This window comes from Microbacterium sp. zg.Y909 (assembly GCF_024626565.1).
In genome coordinates this window covers 18,122-33,580 of record NZ_JANJFJ010000005.1, presented here as the reverse complement: position 1 = coordinate 33,580, position 15,459 = coordinate 18,122, and the positions used below count along the sequence as shown (strand labels likewise).

15 protein-coding genes are annotated in these 15,459 nt (G+C 67.4%); 11 read left to right on the top strand and 4 right to left on the bottom strand.

Going from position 1 to position 15,459, the window contains the following annotated elements; translation table 11 throughout:
- The first annotated feature begins 134 nt into the window (after window positions 1-134).
- The 11 genes from NQ160_RS00915 (at window position 135) to NQ160_RS00865 (ending at window position 11,009) form a co-directional block, all read left to right on the top strand.
- Window positions 135-1,079, top strand: coding sequence for an ABC transporter permease (locus tag NQ160_RS00915; RefSeq protein ID WP_257513344.1), 945 nt, complete (start codon window positions 135-137; stop codon window positions 1,077-1,079).
- 10 nt (window positions 1,080-1,089) lie between these two features.
- On the top strand, window positions 1,090-1,935 hold the full coding sequence (locus tag NQ160_RS00910; RefSeq protein WP_257513343.1) for an ABC transporter permease: 846 nt from the start codon (window positions 1,090-1,092) through the stop codon (window positions 1,933-1,935).
- A complete protein-coding gene (locus NQ160_RS00905) occupies window positions 1,932-2,927 on the top strand; it encodes an ABC transporter ATP-binding protein (RefSeq protein WP_257513342.1) in 996 nt (331 codons plus the stop codon). The genes NQ160_RS00910 and NQ160_RS00905 overlap by 4 nt, the downstream gene beginning before the upstream one ends.
- Window positions 2,924-3,961, top strand: a complete 1,038-nt coding sequence (locus NQ160_RS00900; RefSeq protein WP_257513341.1) for an ABC transporter ATP-binding protein — start codon at window positions 2,924-2,926, stop codon at window positions 3,959-3,961. The genes NQ160_RS00905 and NQ160_RS00900 overlap by 4 nt, the downstream gene beginning before the upstream one ends.
- A complete protein-coding gene (locus NQ160_RS00895; RefSeq protein ID WP_257513340.1) occupies window positions 3,962-5,149 on the top strand; it encodes an acyl-CoA dehydrogenase family protein in 1,188 nt (395 codons plus the stop codon).
- A gap of 6 nt (window positions 5,150-5,155) precedes the next feature.
- Window positions 5,156-6,247 carry an acyl-CoA dehydrogenase family protein gene (locus NQ160_RS00890; RefSeq protein WP_257513339.1) on the top strand — a complete coding sequence of 364 codons (1,092 nt, stop codon included), beginning with the start codon at window positions 5,156-5,158 and terminating at the stop codon, window positions 6,245-6,247.
- Window positions 6,244-7,002, top strand: coding sequence for an SDR family NAD(P)-dependent oxidoreductase (locus NQ160_RS00885; protein WP_257513338.1), 759 nt, complete (start codon window positions 6,244-6,246; stop codon window positions 7,000-7,002). The genes NQ160_RS00890 and NQ160_RS00885 overlap by 4 nt, the downstream gene beginning before the upstream one ends.
- Before the next feature lie 34 nt (window positions 7,003-7,036).
- A complete protein-coding gene (locus tag NQ160_RS00880) occupies window positions 7,037-8,263 on the top strand; it encodes a cytochrome P450 (protein ID WP_257513337.1) in 1,227 nt (408 codons plus the stop codon).
- A gap of 23 nt (window positions 8,264-8,286) precedes the next feature.
- Complete coding sequence (locus NQ160_RS00875; protein WP_257513336.1) at window positions 8,287-8,508, top strand: ferredoxin; 222 nt, start codon at window positions 8,287-8,289, stop codon at window positions 8,506-8,508.
- A 66-nt stretch (window positions 8,509-8,574) separates the two neighbouring features.
- Complete coding sequence (locus tag NQ160_RS00870; protein WP_257513335.1) at window positions 8,575-9,789, top strand: cytochrome P450; 1,215 nt, start codon at window positions 8,575-8,577, stop codon at window positions 9,787-9,789.
- 29 nt (window positions 9,790-9,818) lie between these two features.
- Entirely contained in the window at window positions 9,819-11,009 is a 1,191-nt protein-coding gene (locus tag NQ160_RS00865) for an NAD(P)/FAD-dependent oxidoreductase (RefSeq protein ID WP_257513334.1), read from the top strand.
- Window positions 11,010-11,032: 23 nt separating this feature from the next.
- Here the strand turns inward: NQ160_RS00865 and NQ160_RS00860 are convergent, their stop codons facing one another.
- The 4 genes from NQ160_RS00860 to NQ160_RS00845 are packed head-to-tail and all read right to left on the bottom strand — an operon-like array spanning window position 11,033 to window position 15,408.
- Window positions 11,033-12,268: an MFS transporter gene (locus tag NQ160_RS00860; RefSeq protein WP_257513333.1), complete on the bottom strand. Its 1,236-nt coding sequence runs from the start codon at window positions 12,266-12,268 to the stop codon at window positions 11,033-11,035.
- A complete protein-coding gene (locus NQ160_RS00855; RefSeq protein ID WP_257513332.1) occupies window positions 12,265-13,242 on the bottom strand; it encodes an MDR family NADP-dependent oxidoreductase in 978 nt (325 codons plus the stop codon). The genes NQ160_RS00860 and NQ160_RS00855 overlap by 4 nt, the downstream gene beginning before the upstream one ends.
- Window positions 13,223-14,239, bottom strand: coding sequence for an LLM class flavin-dependent oxidoreductase (locus NQ160_RS00850; RefSeq protein WP_257513331.1), 1,017 nt, complete (start codon window positions 14,237-14,239; stop codon window positions 13,223-13,225). The genes NQ160_RS00855 and NQ160_RS00850 overlap by 20 nt, the downstream gene beginning before the upstream one ends.
- Window positions 14,236-15,408, bottom strand: coding sequence for a CaiB/BaiF CoA transferase family protein (locus tag NQ160_RS00845; RefSeq protein WP_257513330.1), 1,173 nt, complete (start codon window positions 15,406-15,408; stop codon window positions 14,236-14,238). The genes NQ160_RS00850 and NQ160_RS00845 overlap by 4 nt, the downstream gene beginning before the upstream one ends.
- Window positions 15,409-15,459 lie beyond the last annotated feature (51 nt).

The following is a 15,459-nucleotide window of genomic DNA, read 5'->3' as shown; positions in this document are numbered from 1 at the left end:
GTACCCCCTCCGCGGCTTACCACCCCCCCCCCGCCGGGCGGGGGCCGACTCCCCCCCCCCGCGACATTTGATAATTGATATGAGCCTGATATGGTGTGCGTGTACACCGATGTACAGACCGCGAGGAGGTCGAGATGAGGCCAGTGTTCTCGAGAGTCCTCTCTCTCCTGACGGTGCTTCTCTTGGTCACGCTGGCTATCAGCTTCATGGTGGATCAGCTCCCGGGAGACCCTGCCCGCGCAATCCTCGGTGAGGACGCGACGCTCGCTCAAGTCGAGATCCTGCGACAGCAGTTGAAGCTGGATGACCCCTTCCTGGTCCGCTACGCCGAGTGGCTGGGGGGTGCTCTGAGCGGAGACTTCGGAACCTCCATCCGCACGCAGGAGAACGCCGGCCAGGCGATCCTCGTGCGGGCCCCGGTCTCCATCCAACTGATGATCATGGCGCAGATCCTCGCCATCGTTCTGGCCATCCCACTGGCCGTCTACAGCGCCTTCCGCCCGGGGCGCGCGCTGGACCGGTCGTCGGCGGCTCTGGCCTTCGCGAGCATCTCGGTCGCGCCGTTCGTCACGGCCCTCGTGCTGATCCTGGTGTTCGCCGTCTGGTGGCCGATACTCCCGACTTCGGGGTTCGTGCCGATCGACCAGGATCTCGGGGCGAATCTGCGCAGCATGATCCTGCCCGCATGTGCGCTGGCGCTGGTGCCGTTCGGTGTCTACCAGCGCGTTCTGCGCAGCGACATGGGCACCACGCTCGGTGAGGACTTCATCCTGGCGGCGCGGGCAAAGGGCATGCGCCCGCGCAACCTGATCTGGCGCCAGGCGCTGCGCCCATCGAGCCTCGGCTTCCTCACCCTGGCCGGCCTGAACATGGCGGCACTCATCGGCGGATCGGTGGTCATCGAGATGATCTTCGCGCTCCCCGGCCTCGGCCAGCTGATGGCCCTCTCCATCTCGTCGCGCGACATCGTGGTCATGCAGGCGCTCGTCCTGCTCATCGCTCTCGTCTACATCGTGATCAACCTCTGCATCGACCTGTTGTACCGATTCGTGGACCCGCGGGTGACGCATGCGCGCTGACACTGCTCTGGTGAAGATCTCTCCGACGGTCCGTCGCCGCCGTCGCATGGGTCCCCTCGTTGCGTTCAGCATCGTCTGGCTGGCACTCGTCGCGCTGGCCGCCCTCACCGCATTGGTCGTGCCGATGAATGGGAACTCCTCGGACACTTCTGCGATCGCAAAGGGTCCGTCGATGGCCCACCTGCTGGGAACGGATCAGCTGGGCCGTGACATCCTCACGCGACTGATGCAGGGAGCAGCCAACACCGCAACCGTGGTCGTCGGGGCGGCAGTCCTGGCCATCCTCATCGGGGTGACGGCGGGTATCGTCTCCGGGTACAAGAGAGGTGTCCCGGAGCGGACACTGAGCATTCTGTCCGACGCTGTGTTGGCCTTTCCGACCCTCGTCCTGGTCATGGTTCTGGTCGCTCTCTACGGTGCGTCCGCCGCTGTTCTCGTGGTCGGACTCGGGATCGCGATGTCCCCGACCTTCCTGCGCCTGGCGCGGGCGGGCACACTGACCTTCCGATCACGCGAGTTCGTCACGGCCTCCATCGTTCTGGGCGTCCCGCCTGGCCGGGTGATGCGTCGCGACATCCTTCCCAACATCTTCCCCGCGGTTCTCGCCTACTCCTTCGTGGTCATGGGGATCCTGGCGATCGCGGAGGGTTCGCTGAGTTACCTGGGCTTCGGCATCCCTTCTGCGGAGCCGAGCTGGGGCAACATGATCGCTTCCGGCAGAACGGTGATGGTGGCCGCCCCGCACGTGGTGCTCATCCCTTCGCTCGTCCTGTTCCTGACGGTCATGTCGCTGAACCTCGTGGGCGAGTACCTGCAGCAGCGGCGTTCTGTGGTGAGAGTGACGGTGGGCGGATGAGTGAGCAGCCACTAGTCGTGGTGGATGGACTCGAAATGGTGTTCCACGTCGGCGACAAGTCCATCCGACCGCTGACCGGAATCAGCCTCACCGTGCAGCGGGACGAGACGATCGGCATCGTCGGCGAATCGGGTTCGGGGAAGTCTGTGCTCGTGCGCACCATCATGGGCCTGATCGGCGAGGGGCGATCCTCCGAGCGGCGGGGTACGATCCACTTCGCCGAGGTGGAGATCACCGCACTGTCCGAGAAGGAACTGCGCGAACTCTGGGGTAAGCGGATCGGCATGATCCTGCAGGACCCGATGAGCAGTCTCAACCCCGTGCGCAAGATCGGTGCGCAGCTCATCGAGACGATCCGCCTGCACCACGGATCGACGCGCGGCGATGCCCGCAGACGCGCGATCGAACTGCTCACCGAGGTTGGGCTCCCCGATCCGGAGAGCCGCCTGAGCATGTATCCCTACGAGCTCTCCGGCGGCCAGCGGCAGCGCGTCATGATCGCGATTGCGCTCGCCGGCGAGATCGAACTGCTCATCGCCGACGAGCCGACCACGGCGCTGGACGTCTCGATCCAGAACCAGATCCTCAACCTTCTCGCGCGGCGCCGGGAGGCGCGAGGGATGTCGATGCTTCTGGTCACGCATGATCTCGCCGTTGCCGCTGGTCGCACCGACCGCATCATCGTGATGTACGCGGGAGAGATCGTCGAATCGGCGCCTACGGTGGAACTCTTCGAGAACGTCCGCATGCCGTACACGCGGGCGTTGCTGGACGCCAGTCCGCGCCTGAGCGCCCCATCCCGCACGCCGGTGTCGGGGATCCGCGGTCTGCCTCCGTCGCTGGCGGCTGTCCCCGAGGGATGCCGCTTCGCGGCGCGGTGCCGGTTCGTGCAGGACAAATGCCGCGAGGAGCACCCGCCGCTCGAAGCTGATCCGGATGGCCATCTCTACCGGTGCTGGTTTCCCCTCGGCGAAGTGCGGGAGGCGCGATGACGACCGACGCGATCGAGGCGACCGAGGTGGAACGGCATGCGCTCCGCGTGCGAGGCCTGGCGGTGACCTACCAGACCCCCCGCGGCCCGATGAAGGCCGTCGAAGACGTGACGTTCGACCTCGCCTACCGGCAGACGCTGGGCATCGTCGGCGAGTCGGGCTGCGGCAAGTCCTCCCTCGCACGTGCAATCCTCCAGCTGCCCCGACCCAGCGAGGGCGAGGTGTACTTCGAGGACGTCGATCTGACGACGCTCTCCGGGCGTCGGCTGCGAGCGGTGCGCCCGAAGCTGCAGATGGTCTTCCAGGAGCCCATCTCGTCACTGAACCCCCGGCACACCATCCGCCAGAGCGTAGGTGAGCCGTTGCGGCTCGCGGGCGTCGGCGGCGCTGAAGCGAATCGCCGCATCGACGAGATGCTCGGCAACGTCGGGCTGGAACCGAAGATGCACGGGGACGCGCGACCGGCGCAGCTGTCGGGCGGGCAATGCCAGCGGGCGGCCATCGCGCGCGCGCTCCTGTCGGGCGCCCGGGTGCTCGTCTGCGACGAGGCCGTCTCCGCCCTGGACGTGTCTCTTCGAGCGACAGTGCTCAACGTGATCATGGAGTTACAGCGGGAACTGGGCTTCGCCGTGCTGTTCATCGGTCACGATCTCGCCGTCGTTAAGAACGTCTCCGACCGGGTGATGGTCATGTATCTGGGCAAGGTCGCCGAGCTGGGCCCGTCTGACGCGCTCTACGAAGCGCCCCTGCACCCGTACACCGCGGCGCTTTTGGCCGTCGTGCCCGAACCCGATGCGCGGGCAGCCCTGCCTGGGGCGATCCTGGCCGGTGAGATCCCCTCGCCGCGCAATCCTCCCAGTGGTTGCCGCTTCCGCACGCGGTGTCCGTTGGCGCAGGAACGCTGCGCGCAGGAGGTCCCCGCGCTGCGAGAGGTGCTGCCGGGTCGCGAGGTGGCCTGCCACTTCCCCTTGAACGTCTCACCCGTGGGTGGCCCCGCGATGAGCGCCTCCCAGACTGCAAGCGAAGGAGATTAGATGGATTTCGCACTGAAGCGAGAAGACCGCGAGTATCTCGACGAGTTCCGCGAGTATCTCGACGGCCTCGTCGCCGAGGGATTCTACGACGATCCCGGCGTGATCGGTCCGGACCACTCGATGCTCGAGGAGGACATCGCGGAGCGCCGGGCCTTCATCCGCCGACTGGGTCAGGACGGGCGACTCGGCATCTCCTGGCCGGTCGAGTACGGGGGCAAGGATGCCACCGGCATCCAGCAGTGGATGGTCATGGACGAGCTCTCACGCCGTCAGTTCCCCAGCATGATGCTCGGAGTGGCGATGATCGGACCCACCCTGCTGCGTATCGGCTCGGAGGAGCAGAAGAAGGCGTACCTGCCGAAGCTCCTCACCGGTGAATACGAGTTCTGCCTCGGGTACTCCGAGCCGGGTGCGGGCACGGACCTCGCGAACCTGCAGACCCGGGCCGTACGCGATGGCGACGACTATGTCATCAACGGGCAGAAGATCTACACCACGGCGGCTCAGTACGCGACGCATGTCTGGCTGACGGTGCGCACCGGCGCACCGGACTCGCGACACCGCGGTGTCACCGTCGTCATCGTGCCGCTGGACACTCCCGGTATCACGGTGCGCCCACTGATCACCGGTGCCGACTATCGCACCAACGAGGTCTTCTACGACAACGTGCGCGTCCCTGTTGCCAACCGCGTCGGTGAGGAGAACGAGGGCTGGAAGGTCATCGGGATGGCGCTCGACTTCGAGCGTGCGCCCACCGCCAACAGGCTGGTGCGCGAGTTCGGAGAGCTCGCCGAGTGGGCGATGCATCGCGATGAGGACGGGACGCGGCCGGCCGATGATCCGCTGGTGCGTGCAGAGCTGGGCAAGCTCGCCACGCGGCTCGACGTCGCGCGACTGTTCTCGCTGGGCATCGCCGGCATGATCTCCAACGGCCAGGTCCCCAATGCAGAGGGTTCGATGGCCAAGGTGTGGAACACCGACTACGGCCAGCTCGTCACCGGCACGGCCATCTCGCTCATGGGCGCGGACGGTGCCGTCGGCGTGAATGAGGCGGATGCGCCGCTGCGGGGCGTGCTCGAGATCAACTACCGCGAGTCGACCGTGTACCGCTTCGCCGCGGGAACGAACGAAGTGCAGCGGGACATCATCGCACAGCGCGGGCTGGGCCTGCCGCGGAACCGGAGGTAGGACGACATGGACCTTTCGCTCTCGGAAGAGCAGCGGACGCTGCGGGAGCTCGTCGACGACATCCTCGCCGAGCACGCACCTCCGGAGAAGGTGTCGGAGATCCTCTCCGGCGCGGATGGCTATCCCCGCGCCGCGCAGGAAGCACTCCACGAGGCGGGCATGACGACGATCGGGCTCGAGGACGACGAGGATGCCACGCTCGTCGAACTGGGCATCATCCTCACCGAACTCGGATACTTCGCCTATACCGGGCCCTTCCTCGCTTCGGCGATCGCGGGGGTCATCGCGCGCCGCGCCCTGGGAGAGGCCGGAGCCGGACTCGTGGACGCGGTACGTGACGGCGCTGTTGCGACCCTCGCTGACTTGTCCTCGATCCGACGCAGCGGGTCGGCCGTCTCGGGCAGGGCCGGTGGCGTCGAGTGGGCCGACGGAGCGGAGCACATTCTGCTCGCAGCCCCTCATCGCGACGGTGTGGGCCTGTGGATCGTCACACCGCAGACCACAGGTGTGCGGATCGTCGCTCAGCGGATGATGGACGGCACCCGTGCCGGCGCGGTGATCTTGGAGAACGCCGAACTGGGTGAGCCGCTTGCAGAGCTGACGGGCGCTCAGTGGCGCGAGAATCAGCACCTCATGCGGCTGCTGCGGGCTGCCGACCTCGTGGGAGTGATCCGCCGCGTGCAGGAGATGACGACGGCCCACGTGCTGCAGCGCGAGCAGTTCGGAAAGCCGATCGGGCAATTCCAGGCGGTGCAGCATCATCTGGCGAACATGGCCATCGATCAGGAGGCGGCGCGGAACCTCGTCAATCACGCGCTGTGGCGTTATGCGGAGGGCGAGCCTTTCGAGCGCCAGGCGGCCGAGGCCGGCTGGTTCCTCGGCGACGCGGCAGTGCGCGCCACGCAGACGGCGAACCAGCTGCACGGCGGCATCGGATTCATGAAGGAGTACCACTTGCATCACTTCCACAACAGATCCGCCACTCAGCGCGGCCGCATGGGGCCTGAGGGGGTGCGGCTGGCGCAACTCGGCGATGTCGTCGTCGAGGCGCTGGACCGCGGCTTCCAGGAGGAATTCGTCGACTGGCCGGTGCGATGAAGGGCGCAGGGCAGGGCAGGGTCGCGGGCAAGCGTGCGCTGGTGGTCGGCGGAGCCGGTGCCATCGGCTCGGGGATCGTGGAGAAGCTGCTCGAGGAGGGTGCGACCGTTGTCGTCGGAGACTTCAACCGCGAATCGCTGGACATCTTCACGTCGTCCCTCGGCAATGATGCCGTCTCCGGAGTAGTCGTCGACATCACGGATCAGGCCAGCGTGACCGACGCGGTCACCGCCGCGGTGGAGAACCTCGGGGGCGGAATCGACATCCTCGTCAACGCCACCGGCATCAGCCATCAAGGCACCACTTTCGATGAGGAGACCGTCGAGGGGTGGAATCGCGTCCTCGCGGTCAATCTCACGGGGGCGTTCGTGCTCATCAAGGCGGCTGTCGCGCACATGGGGGCGGGCGCCGCATACGTGATGATCTCATCGACGGGTGCCGTTCGCGGCTTGCCGCTGAACCTCGCCTACGGGGCCAGCAAGGGCGGTATGGCAAACTACACGCAGGGCCTCGCCACCGCCCTGGCACCCCGCGGCATCCGTGTCAATACGGTGGGGCCCGGTCTCATGGAGCACCCGGTGCGCAATGGCGCGGTTTCCACCGAAGTGCGCGTGGGGCGTGACGATGTCGTCCCCCTGGGGCGGCTGGGTACGGGACGCGACATCGGGAACGTCGTCTGCTTCCTCGCGAGCGACGAGGCCTCCTGGGTGACCGGTCAGAGTGTCTATGTGGATGGAGGGTCACTCGCCCGCTGAGGCGCGTGGCCATGATCGAGGGAGATCGTCGAAGATGACTGAGAACACCGTTGCAGAGCAGGCCCCGGAGTGGAGCCCGGAACGCTCCAAGGACGACCGCATCGCGCCGCCGCCGCATTACGTAGACATCCAGCGCAGCAGCGAGCCGATGCGACGCGTGCGGATCTGGGACGGCAGCGAGCCGTGGCTGGTGACCAAGTACGAGGAATACCGGCAGGTCGCGGCCGACGACAAGCGGTTCAGCGCAGACAAGGCGCGTCCGGGCTTCCCACTGAAGAATGCGGGCTACGTCTCGAAGAACCGCTCGTTCCTGCAGATGGATGATCCGGAGCACCTGCCGTATCGCCGCATGTGGGCGAAGCACCTGTCGGCCCCGCGGATGGAGGCGCTGCGTCCGCGCTTCCAGGAGATCGTCGACGAGGCGCTGGATCGGATGCTTGCGGGGCCGAACCCGACGGACCTCGTCGAAGCATTCGCGCTTCCGGTGCCGGCACTCATTCTCGGCGAGGTCTTCGGAATCCCCGCCGCAGACCGCGAGCGATTCCTCGATCTGGCCTCGACAATGTCGTCGTCTTCATCGACGTCAGAAGACACCGCGAACGCCATGAAGGAGCTGCTGGAGTACTCCGAGGAGCTCATCTCCTTGAAGGAGTCGGAGCCGCACGACGACCTCGTCTCGCGGTTCCTCGAAGACGGTGTCGGTGGCGGCGTGATGACCCGACAGGAGCTCGTGAACTCCGTCGTGGGGCTGGTCACCGCCGCGCACGATACGTCGCTGTCGCTCATCGCGCTGGGCACTCTCGCTCTGTTGCGCAACCCCGACCAGCTGCAGGCGCTCATCGACAACAGCGACGACCCCAAATTCGTCGCGAACGCGACCGAGGAGCTGCTGCGCTACATCGCACCGACCCAGACCGGACGTCGGCGCATCGCGGTCGTGGACACCGAGCTGGGCGGGCATCAGATCAAGGCCGGCGATGGGCTGATCGCGCTGGACAACGTGTCTTCGCGAGACCCCGACAAGTTTCCGGATCCCGACCGGCTCGACCTGACGCGTCCCGAAGCAAGGCGGCACAATGCCCTGGGATTCGGTACGCATCAGTGCGCGGGGCAGTCGCTCGCGCGGGTCGAGCTGCAGGTCGTCTTCTCCACCCTGTACAAGCGCATCCCGACGTTGCGACTGGCGGTGCCCGAGGAAGAACTGCCGTTCCGCGAGGACACCATCGTTTACGTGGTGGACGCGATGCCGGTGACGTGGTGACCCAGCGAAAGGAAGATGCTGCAATGAGCGGTAACGAGAAGTACACGATCGAAGTGGATAAGGACATCTGCGTCGGCGGAGGGCAGTGCGTCTTCGTCGCGCCCGACATCTTCACCCAGCGCGATGAGGACGGTGTCGTGGAGCTGCTCACCGTGCACCCGAGCGAGGACCAGGTCCCGCTGGTCGAGGAAGCCGTCGAGGTCTGCCCGGCGCGTGTGATCAGGCTCGCCGTCCGCGAGGACTGACCGCGTTGTCAGAAGGATGCTGAAGCGCACCGCCGCGGCGGTCGCGCAGCGATGAAGGGACGAACGATGACATCCACGGGCGAGGTCACGGTGTGGACCACCGAGCGCGCACCCGGCGACCGGGTGGGCCCGCCGCCCTCGCAGCGGGCCGGCCAGCGCACCGGGGAGCCGATGCGGCGCGTGCGCATCTGGGACGGCAGTGAGCCCTGGATGGTCGGCTCCTACGCGGAGTACCGCCAGGTGCTCGGGGATCCGACCTTCAGCGCGGACAAGTCCCGCCCGGGCTTCCCCCTCAAGAACGCCGGGTACGTCTCGAAGAAGAAGACCTTCCTGACGATGGACGACCCCGAGCATCTGCCGTACCGGCGACTTTTCGCCAAGCACTTCTCCGCCCCGCGGATGGAGTTGCTGCGTCCCGGCATCCAGCGCATCGTCGACGCGACCATCGACCGGATGCTCGCCGGTCCTCGACCGGTGGATTTCATCGACGCGTTCGCGCTTCGGGTGCCCATCGAAGTGCTCGGCGAGCTCTTCGGCGTGCCTGAGACCGATCGCGGGACGTTCCTCGACCTGGCACTGACGATGTCGTCGGGTGACTCCACGCCCGAACAGGCCGCGGCGGCCATCGCTTCGCTCAACGACTATGCGGATCAGCTGATCTGCGCCCGAGAGAACGAACCGCGTGACGACCTCATCACGCACCTGCTCGAGGACGGCGTGCATGGTGGCGTGATGGGTCGTGATGAGCTCGTCGCCGAAGTGACGCTGCTCATCGGTGCCGCGCACGACACATCACTCGCTCTGATCGCGCTCGGAACACTCGCGCTGCTCGACCACCCCGACCAGCTTCAGCTGCTCATCGACAACAGCGGGGATGCCGCGTTCGTCGCCAACGCCACCGAGGAGCTGCTCCGCTATGTCGCGCCGACTCAGACCGGTCGTCGGCGCGTCGCAACGGCGGATGTGACCGTCGGCAGCACGCTGATCCGCGAGGGCGAGGGAGTCATCGCGCTGGACAATGTCAGCTCGCGCGATCCGGCCGTCTTCTGGAACCCGGACGCGTTGGACCTGCGACGGCGGGAAGCCCGCCGGCACAACGCGTTCGGTTACGGGACGCATCAGTGTGCGGGTCAGTCGCTGGCTCGCGTCGAGCTGCAGGTCGTCTTCGCCACGCTGTACCGTCGCATCCCGACGCTGCGCCTCGCGGTGCCGGAGGCGGGGCTTCCGTTCCGCGAGGACACCATCATCTACATCGTCGACGCGATGCCGGTGACCTGGTGACCGCGGCCGAAGAGACAACCGGCGACCGGATGGACTCGCCTATCGGGGACGTCGTCATCGTCGGTGCCGGGGTGAGCGGGACGCGGCTGGCGCAGAGCCTGCGCCGCGGTGGGCACGAAGGCGCGATCACGTTGCTCAGCGCCGAAGCCCACGCTCCCTATGACCGGCCGCCGTTGTCCAAGGATCTCCTCAAGGGTGACAAGGCCTTGGCGGACATCACCCTCGCCACGCAGCAGCAGCTGCAGGACGCGGGAATCGACCTGCGGCTCTCCGCTCGGGTGGACGCCATCGATCGCGAAGAGCGGGAAGCCGTGCTCGCCGACGGCGCCCGCGTCGGGTACGACACGCTGGTCGTCGCGACCGGGGTGCGCCCCCTGCAGCTTCCCGCCGCGCAGAAAAGCCATCGTGTGCATGCGCTCAGCACGATCGACGACTGCCGCCGGCTTCGTGAGGACCTGTCGGCGGCACACCGCATCGCGATGGTGGGTGCCGGCTTCATCGGCAGCGAGATCGCCGCGACCGCTCGCCAGATGGGGCGCGATGTCACGCTGATCGGCGGCACCGACTACCCTCTGGCCCGCGTGGCGGGGCCGTGGGTCGGGGCGCGCATCGCGGCGCTGCACGCGCGCAACGGAGTGGATGTCCGCATGCGGGCGGTGGCCGCCGAGTTCGTCGACCACGACGGCGGCGTCACCATCCGGTTCATCGACGGATCCGAAACGCATGCCGACCTCGTCGTGATGGGTGTGGGGTCCGTGCCGGTGACGGACTGGCTGGAGTCGTCTGGGCTCGAGATCGAAGGCGGAGTCATCGTCGACGCGGCCGGGCGGACGGCGGACCCCGCGATCTGGGCTGTGGGAGATGTGGCGCGTCATCGCCGTGAGGACGGGACGAGTGTCCGGCACCAGCACTGGACGAGCGCGACCGAGCAGGCCGACGCGCTCGCGCGCCGATTCACCGGCCGTCAGCCGTCACCGCTGCCGCAGGTGGATTATGTGTGGAGCGACCTGTACGGGAAGCGCCTTCAGGTGTTCGGGGCCATCCCGAAGCACGCCGAACCGCAGGTGCTGATCGACGAGCCGGATCGCTTTCTCGTCGCATATTCGCAGGAGGGTCGGTTGTCGGCGATGCTGGGCATGGGTGTGGCGGGCAAATTCATGCGCTTCCGCGGACCGGTGGCCCTCGGACAGCGCCTGGAGAGCGTGCTCGCACACGTCTGATGCCAGCATGGCGGCGTTCGGCGTCACCGCGGGTCGTCGGCGCCGGCAGCTCTGCGATGAGTCGTGAGCAGGGCGACGAACGTCGCCAGCGCCAGGAACGCCCCGACGGCGACAGCCCAGCGTGCTCCGAACGCGTCGGTGAGGTAACCGATCCCGAGTGATCCGAGCGCCGCGCCGCCCATGAGCATCGCCATGTATGCGGCGAGCACTCGCCCGCGCAGTCCGCGGTCCGTCGTCGATTGCACGTAGGCGTTGGATGTGGCGAGCACGAAGACGACCGCGTACCCGAGTGGCGCCATGACGAGCAGGTAGACGAGGTACGTCGGGGCGAGGGCCGACAGGCCGGTGAGCACGCCGACGGCGAGCAATGCGACCGCGATGGCGGGGTAGCTCGCGCGGGGACGTTGCGCGGCGGTCAGTGCGCCGCCGAGCGACCCGACGGCGAGCACCGTGTTGACGAAGCCGAAGCCCGCGGCGTCTGTGCCGAAGACGACCGCCATGGTCAACGTGGCCAGCGTCACATTCACGGTGTACGCCGAAACCAGGAAGATGCACAGGGTGAGCACGAGCAGGTCCCGGCGTCGGATGATGTAGGCCATGCCTCCCCACAGCCGCGGCGCGGCGTCGCGCGCCGGAAGCGCACGAATCTGCGACGACCGCATGAGAAGCAGGGCGCCGAGCGCGGCGACGAAGGACAGGCCGTTGAGGATGAATACCCAGCCGCTGCCGACGGCCACGATCAGCACGCCCGCGGCAGCCGGCCCGAGAAGGCGTGCGATGTTGAACGAAGCGGAGTTCAGTGCGATGGCGTTCGATTCGTGCGTGCGTGGCACGAGGTCGGTGACCAGCGTCTGGCGCAGCGGTACTTCGAATGCGGCCAGTACGCCCTGCACGCCGACGAGCACGAGCATCCAGGCGACCGTCATCCCGCCGGCGAGGAGAAGCGCACCGATCGTCAGCGCATGAGCGAGCAGAATGGTCTGCAGCACGATCAGTGCGGATCTCCGCTCGAAACGATCGGTCAGCCATCCCGATAGCGGCGCCAGGAGCAGGGGCGGCAGGTACTGCAGGGTGAACGCGAAGCCGACGAGCGTCGCGTCGTTGTCGCTGAGTTCGGTGAGGATCACCCAGCTCATCGCGGCCGCCTGCATCCAGCTTCCGGTGTTGGAGATGAGGCCGCCGGCGAAGAACAGGCGGAAGTTGTACAGGCGCAGCGAGCGGAAGAGGCCGAAGTCCCCATCCCTCCCGGGTGCCTTCACAACGCCACGATCGTTCTGCCGGGATGGTGGCCGGAGAGCATGGCGATGAATGCGCTCGGGGCGCTGTCCAGTCCCCGGTACTCCGTGACGGGATGCACGATGTCGCCCTCGTTCAGCCATGTCAGGATCTGCTCTCGACGCTGCCCCGCGTCGGGGTGGTCCCAGAGAACGAAACCGCGAATCGACAGCCGGTTGGTGACGATGCGCCGCAGGCCCGTCAGCGTGGTGGGATCGCCCGCGGAGTTGTAGCCGGAGACCGAGCCGCAGCAGACGGTCCGCCCGTGCATCCGCAGATGTTCGAACGCCGCCTGCAGTTGCGCGCCGCCGACGTTGTCGAAGTAGATGTCCAGGCCCCCCGGCGCCAGTCGAGCCAACGCGCTCGCGGGATCCTCCGCCTTGTAGTCGAAGGCGGCATCGAAGCCGGAAGCCAGGACGAGATCCACCTTCTCTGCGCCCCCGGCGCTTCCGATGACGTACGCACCGAGCCGCTTGGCGAACTGGCCGGCGAGCAGGCCGACGGTGCCGGCGGCCGAGGAGATGAAGATCACCTCGCCGGGCCGTGGACGGGCGATGTCGAAGATGCCCACATAGGCTGTCTGACCTGCCCACCCGAGCGGGCCGAGCTCGGCGGCAGGGCTAGTGTCGGTGGCGACGACGTCCAGGTCCGCAGCCGTCGCCACGGCGTACTCCGCCCACTCCCAGCGCCCGCGGACCCTCGCTCCCGGTGGTGTGCGCTCGTCCTCGCTATGTGCCACGACTCCCAGCGCCTGACCGATGACGGCCGTACCGTGTGGGGCGTCTTCGTCGCGGAAGCGGCTGCGCAACCCCGGGTCCATCGCCAGGTGGGTCGTCCGGACGAGGACTTCCCCCGGCCGAGGGTCCGCGAGGGTGCGGGTGTGCGCGGAGAAGTCCTCCGGGCGGGGCAGCTCGCTCAGGCGAGTATCCAGCCATATCTCACGAGTGCTGGTCGCCATGATCCGCTGCTCCTGTCGTTTGGATTGTGAGACGGGGGAGTACCTCGTCGGCCACAAGCTGGACGCTCTCCCAGCCGACATCGGGATCCAGGCCGCCCATCAACGGCTTGACGGTGAGCGTGCCGCGGGCCATGGCCAGCTCGACCGCTTCGTCGGGGTCGAGTACGAGATAGCGACCGCTGGTACGCAGTTGCTCCGCGTCGTCCGCGGCGGCGTAGACGCCTCCACGCGCACCTGCCGCCCACCGGCTGTACGAGTTGGACTCGTGCAGGGCGTGGGGTGCTATCTGCGCCCAGGCGCGCTCAGGGTCGCGCGAGACGTGCACGAACTGCGGCCCGTTGTCGAGGCGTCCAGTAGGCGGATGCGGCTTGCCGAGCTCATCGAGGGTCTCGAGGTATATCTCGTACAGACGCGCGCCGAGAGGCTGGAAGTCATCCGCGATCCGTGCGGCTCGGCGGGCAGCAGCGGGGGATGCCCCGCCCAGTGCGATCCGCGGACGGGGGTGCTGGGCCGGACGCGGGAGTACCCGGACGCGGCGGCCTTCATAGTCGAACTCCTCGCCCGTCCATGCGCGCTTGAGCACCTCGATGCCTCGCTCCATGAGCGACGGCCGGTGACGCATGTCCTGCCCGAAAGCCGCATACTCCTCGGGGCGGTAGCCGGCGCCGACCGTGAGGCGCAGGCGGCCCGTGCAGGACAGGTCGAGTACCGCGAGATCCTCGGCGAGCCGGAGGGGATCGTAGAGGGGCAGCAGGACGACCTGCAGGCGGATCAGCATGCGCTCGGTCGCCCCGCCGATCGCTGCCCCCAGCACGATAGGGGAGGGCAGATACCCGTCATCGGACGCGTGGTGCTCGGACAGGGTGACGCTGTCGAAACCCCTGCTGTCCGCCCAGCGGCATTGCTCGATCGCGGCCCGGTACAGCTGCGGGGCCGGCGTGCCGAACGCCGGAGCGCGCATGTCGTACGTCAAGCCGACCGTCGGCATGGGGCTCATGACAGGGCGCCCTCAGAGAAGAGCCACCGCTGCACCGTTGCGCTGCCGTCCCGCCGGGGCGGCTCGGCACGCTGTGCCGGGATCGGCGGCGGGGTCCCCCACAGCACGGATGAGCGTGAGCCGAGATATCGTCCCTGCTCGGTGTCGAACTGCTGGAAGAAGCCCACCGCGCGCAGATGCTCGTCGTCGAACAGGTCATCGAGCGACTTCACCTCCGCGGCAGGGATGTCCAGGCGCTCGCACAACTCGAGGCACTGGGCGATCGTACGGGTGCCGATCTGCTCGGCGACGAGCCGATAGAGACGATCGATGTTCTGGTTGCGGGTGCGCACCGTGGCGTACGCGGGATTCGTCAGCAGATGGCCGTGGCCGACCGCGGCGAGGAACCTCTGCCAGTGGGCCTCGGTGTACACCAGCACGGAGACGACGCCGTCGAGGGCACGATACGGCTTTCGATGCGGTGATCGCTGCCGCGAATAGTCGGTGGGTCCGGCGGGAGGGATGAATGCGCGGCCACCCCATTGCTCGGTCAGGGCGAACCCGGCCATGGTCTCGAACATCGGCACCTCGATCGCCTCACCGCTTCCGGTGGACGTGCGCCGGTACAGCGCAGCGATGAGGGCGCTGGCGGCGAGGAGCCCGGTGGTCTTGTCTGCCACGGCGGTGGTGACGTACGTCGGCTCCTCCTGATTCAGGCTCTGCAACCAGGCGAGTCCACTGCTGGCCTGGATCGTGTCGTCGTAAGCCGGATGGTGCGCGTAAGGGCCGTTGCTGCCATAGCCGGTGATGCCCAGATGGATCATGCGCGGGTTGACCGCCCTCACGGCGGCCGCATCGATACCCAGTCTCGCGGCGGCTGTGGCCCGCATGTTGTGCACAAGGGCGTCGGCGTGCCGGATCAGCCGATCCAGGAGTGCCCGGTCGCCCGGGTCCTTGAGGTCCAGTGTCACGGAGGGCTTGTCGCGGTTCACTCCGACGTAGACGCTTGCCGGGCCTGGCTGACGTGGCGTGCCGAGGTCCCGCGTGATGTCGCCGCCGGGCGCCTCCACTTTGATCACCTCTGCGCCGAAGTCGGCCATGACGCGCGTGCAGTACGGGCCGGACAAGGTGGTGGAGAGGTCGAGGACACGGACGCCGTCGAGGGGCCCGGTGCCAACGCTGTCGCTCACAGGGGTCATTCTAGTATTATCCTTGATATTTTATCGCGGAATGGAGTCATC

What these genes read in the sequence shown, in the direction of transcription:
- NQ160_RS00915 (WP_257513344.1), top strand. Translation starts at nt 135, where the DNA reads ATGAGGCCAGTGTTCTCGAGAGTCCTCTCTCTCCTGACGGTGCTTCTC.
- NQ160_RS00905 (WP_257513342.1), top strand. Translation starts at nt 1,932, where the DNA reads ATGAGTGAGCAGCCACTAGTCGTGGTGGATGGACTCGAAATGGTGTTC.
- NQ160_RS00900 (WP_257513341.1), top strand. Translation starts at nt 2,924, where the DNA reads ATGACGACCGACGCGATCGAGGCGACCGAGGTGGAACGGCATGCGCTC.
- NQ160_RS00895 (WP_257513340.1), top strand. Translation starts at nt 3,962, where the DNA reads ATGGATTTCGCACTGAAGCGAGAAGACCGCGAGTATCTCGACGAGTTC.
- NQ160_RS00890 (WP_257513339.1), top strand. Translation starts at nt 5,156, where the DNA reads ATGGACCTTTCGCTCTCGGAAGAGCAGCGGACGCTGCGGGAGCTCGTC.
- NQ160_RS00885 (WP_257513338.1), top strand. Translation starts at nt 6,244, where the DNA reads ATGAAGGGCGCAGGGCAGGGCAGGGTCGCGGGCAAGCGTGCGCTGGTG.
- NQ160_RS00880 (WP_257513337.1), top strand. Translation starts at nt 7,037, where the DNA reads ATGACTGAGAACACCGTTGCAGAGCAGGCCCCGGAGTGGAGCCCGGAA.
- NQ160_RS00875 (WP_257513336.1), top strand. Translation starts at nt 8,287, where the DNA reads ATGAGCGGTAACGAGAAGTACACGATCGAAGTGGATAAGGACATCTGC.
- NQ160_RS00870 (WP_257513335.1), top strand. Translation starts at nt 8,575, where the DNA reads ATGACATCCACGGGCGAGGTCACGGTGTGGACCACCGAGCGCGCACCC.
- NQ160_RS00865 (WP_257513334.1), top strand. Translation starts at nt 9,819, where the DNA reads ATGGACTCGCCTATCGGGGACGTCGTCATCGTCGGTGCCGGGGTGAGC.
- NQ160_RS00855 (WP_257513332.1), bottom strand. Translation starts at nt 13,242, where the DNA reads ATGGCGACCAGCACTCGTGAGATATGGCTGGATACTCGCCTGAGCGAG.
- NQ160_RS00850 (WP_257513331.1), bottom strand. Translation starts at nt 14,239, where the DNA reads ATGAGCCCCATGCCGACGGTCGGCTTGACGTACGACATGCGCGCTCCG.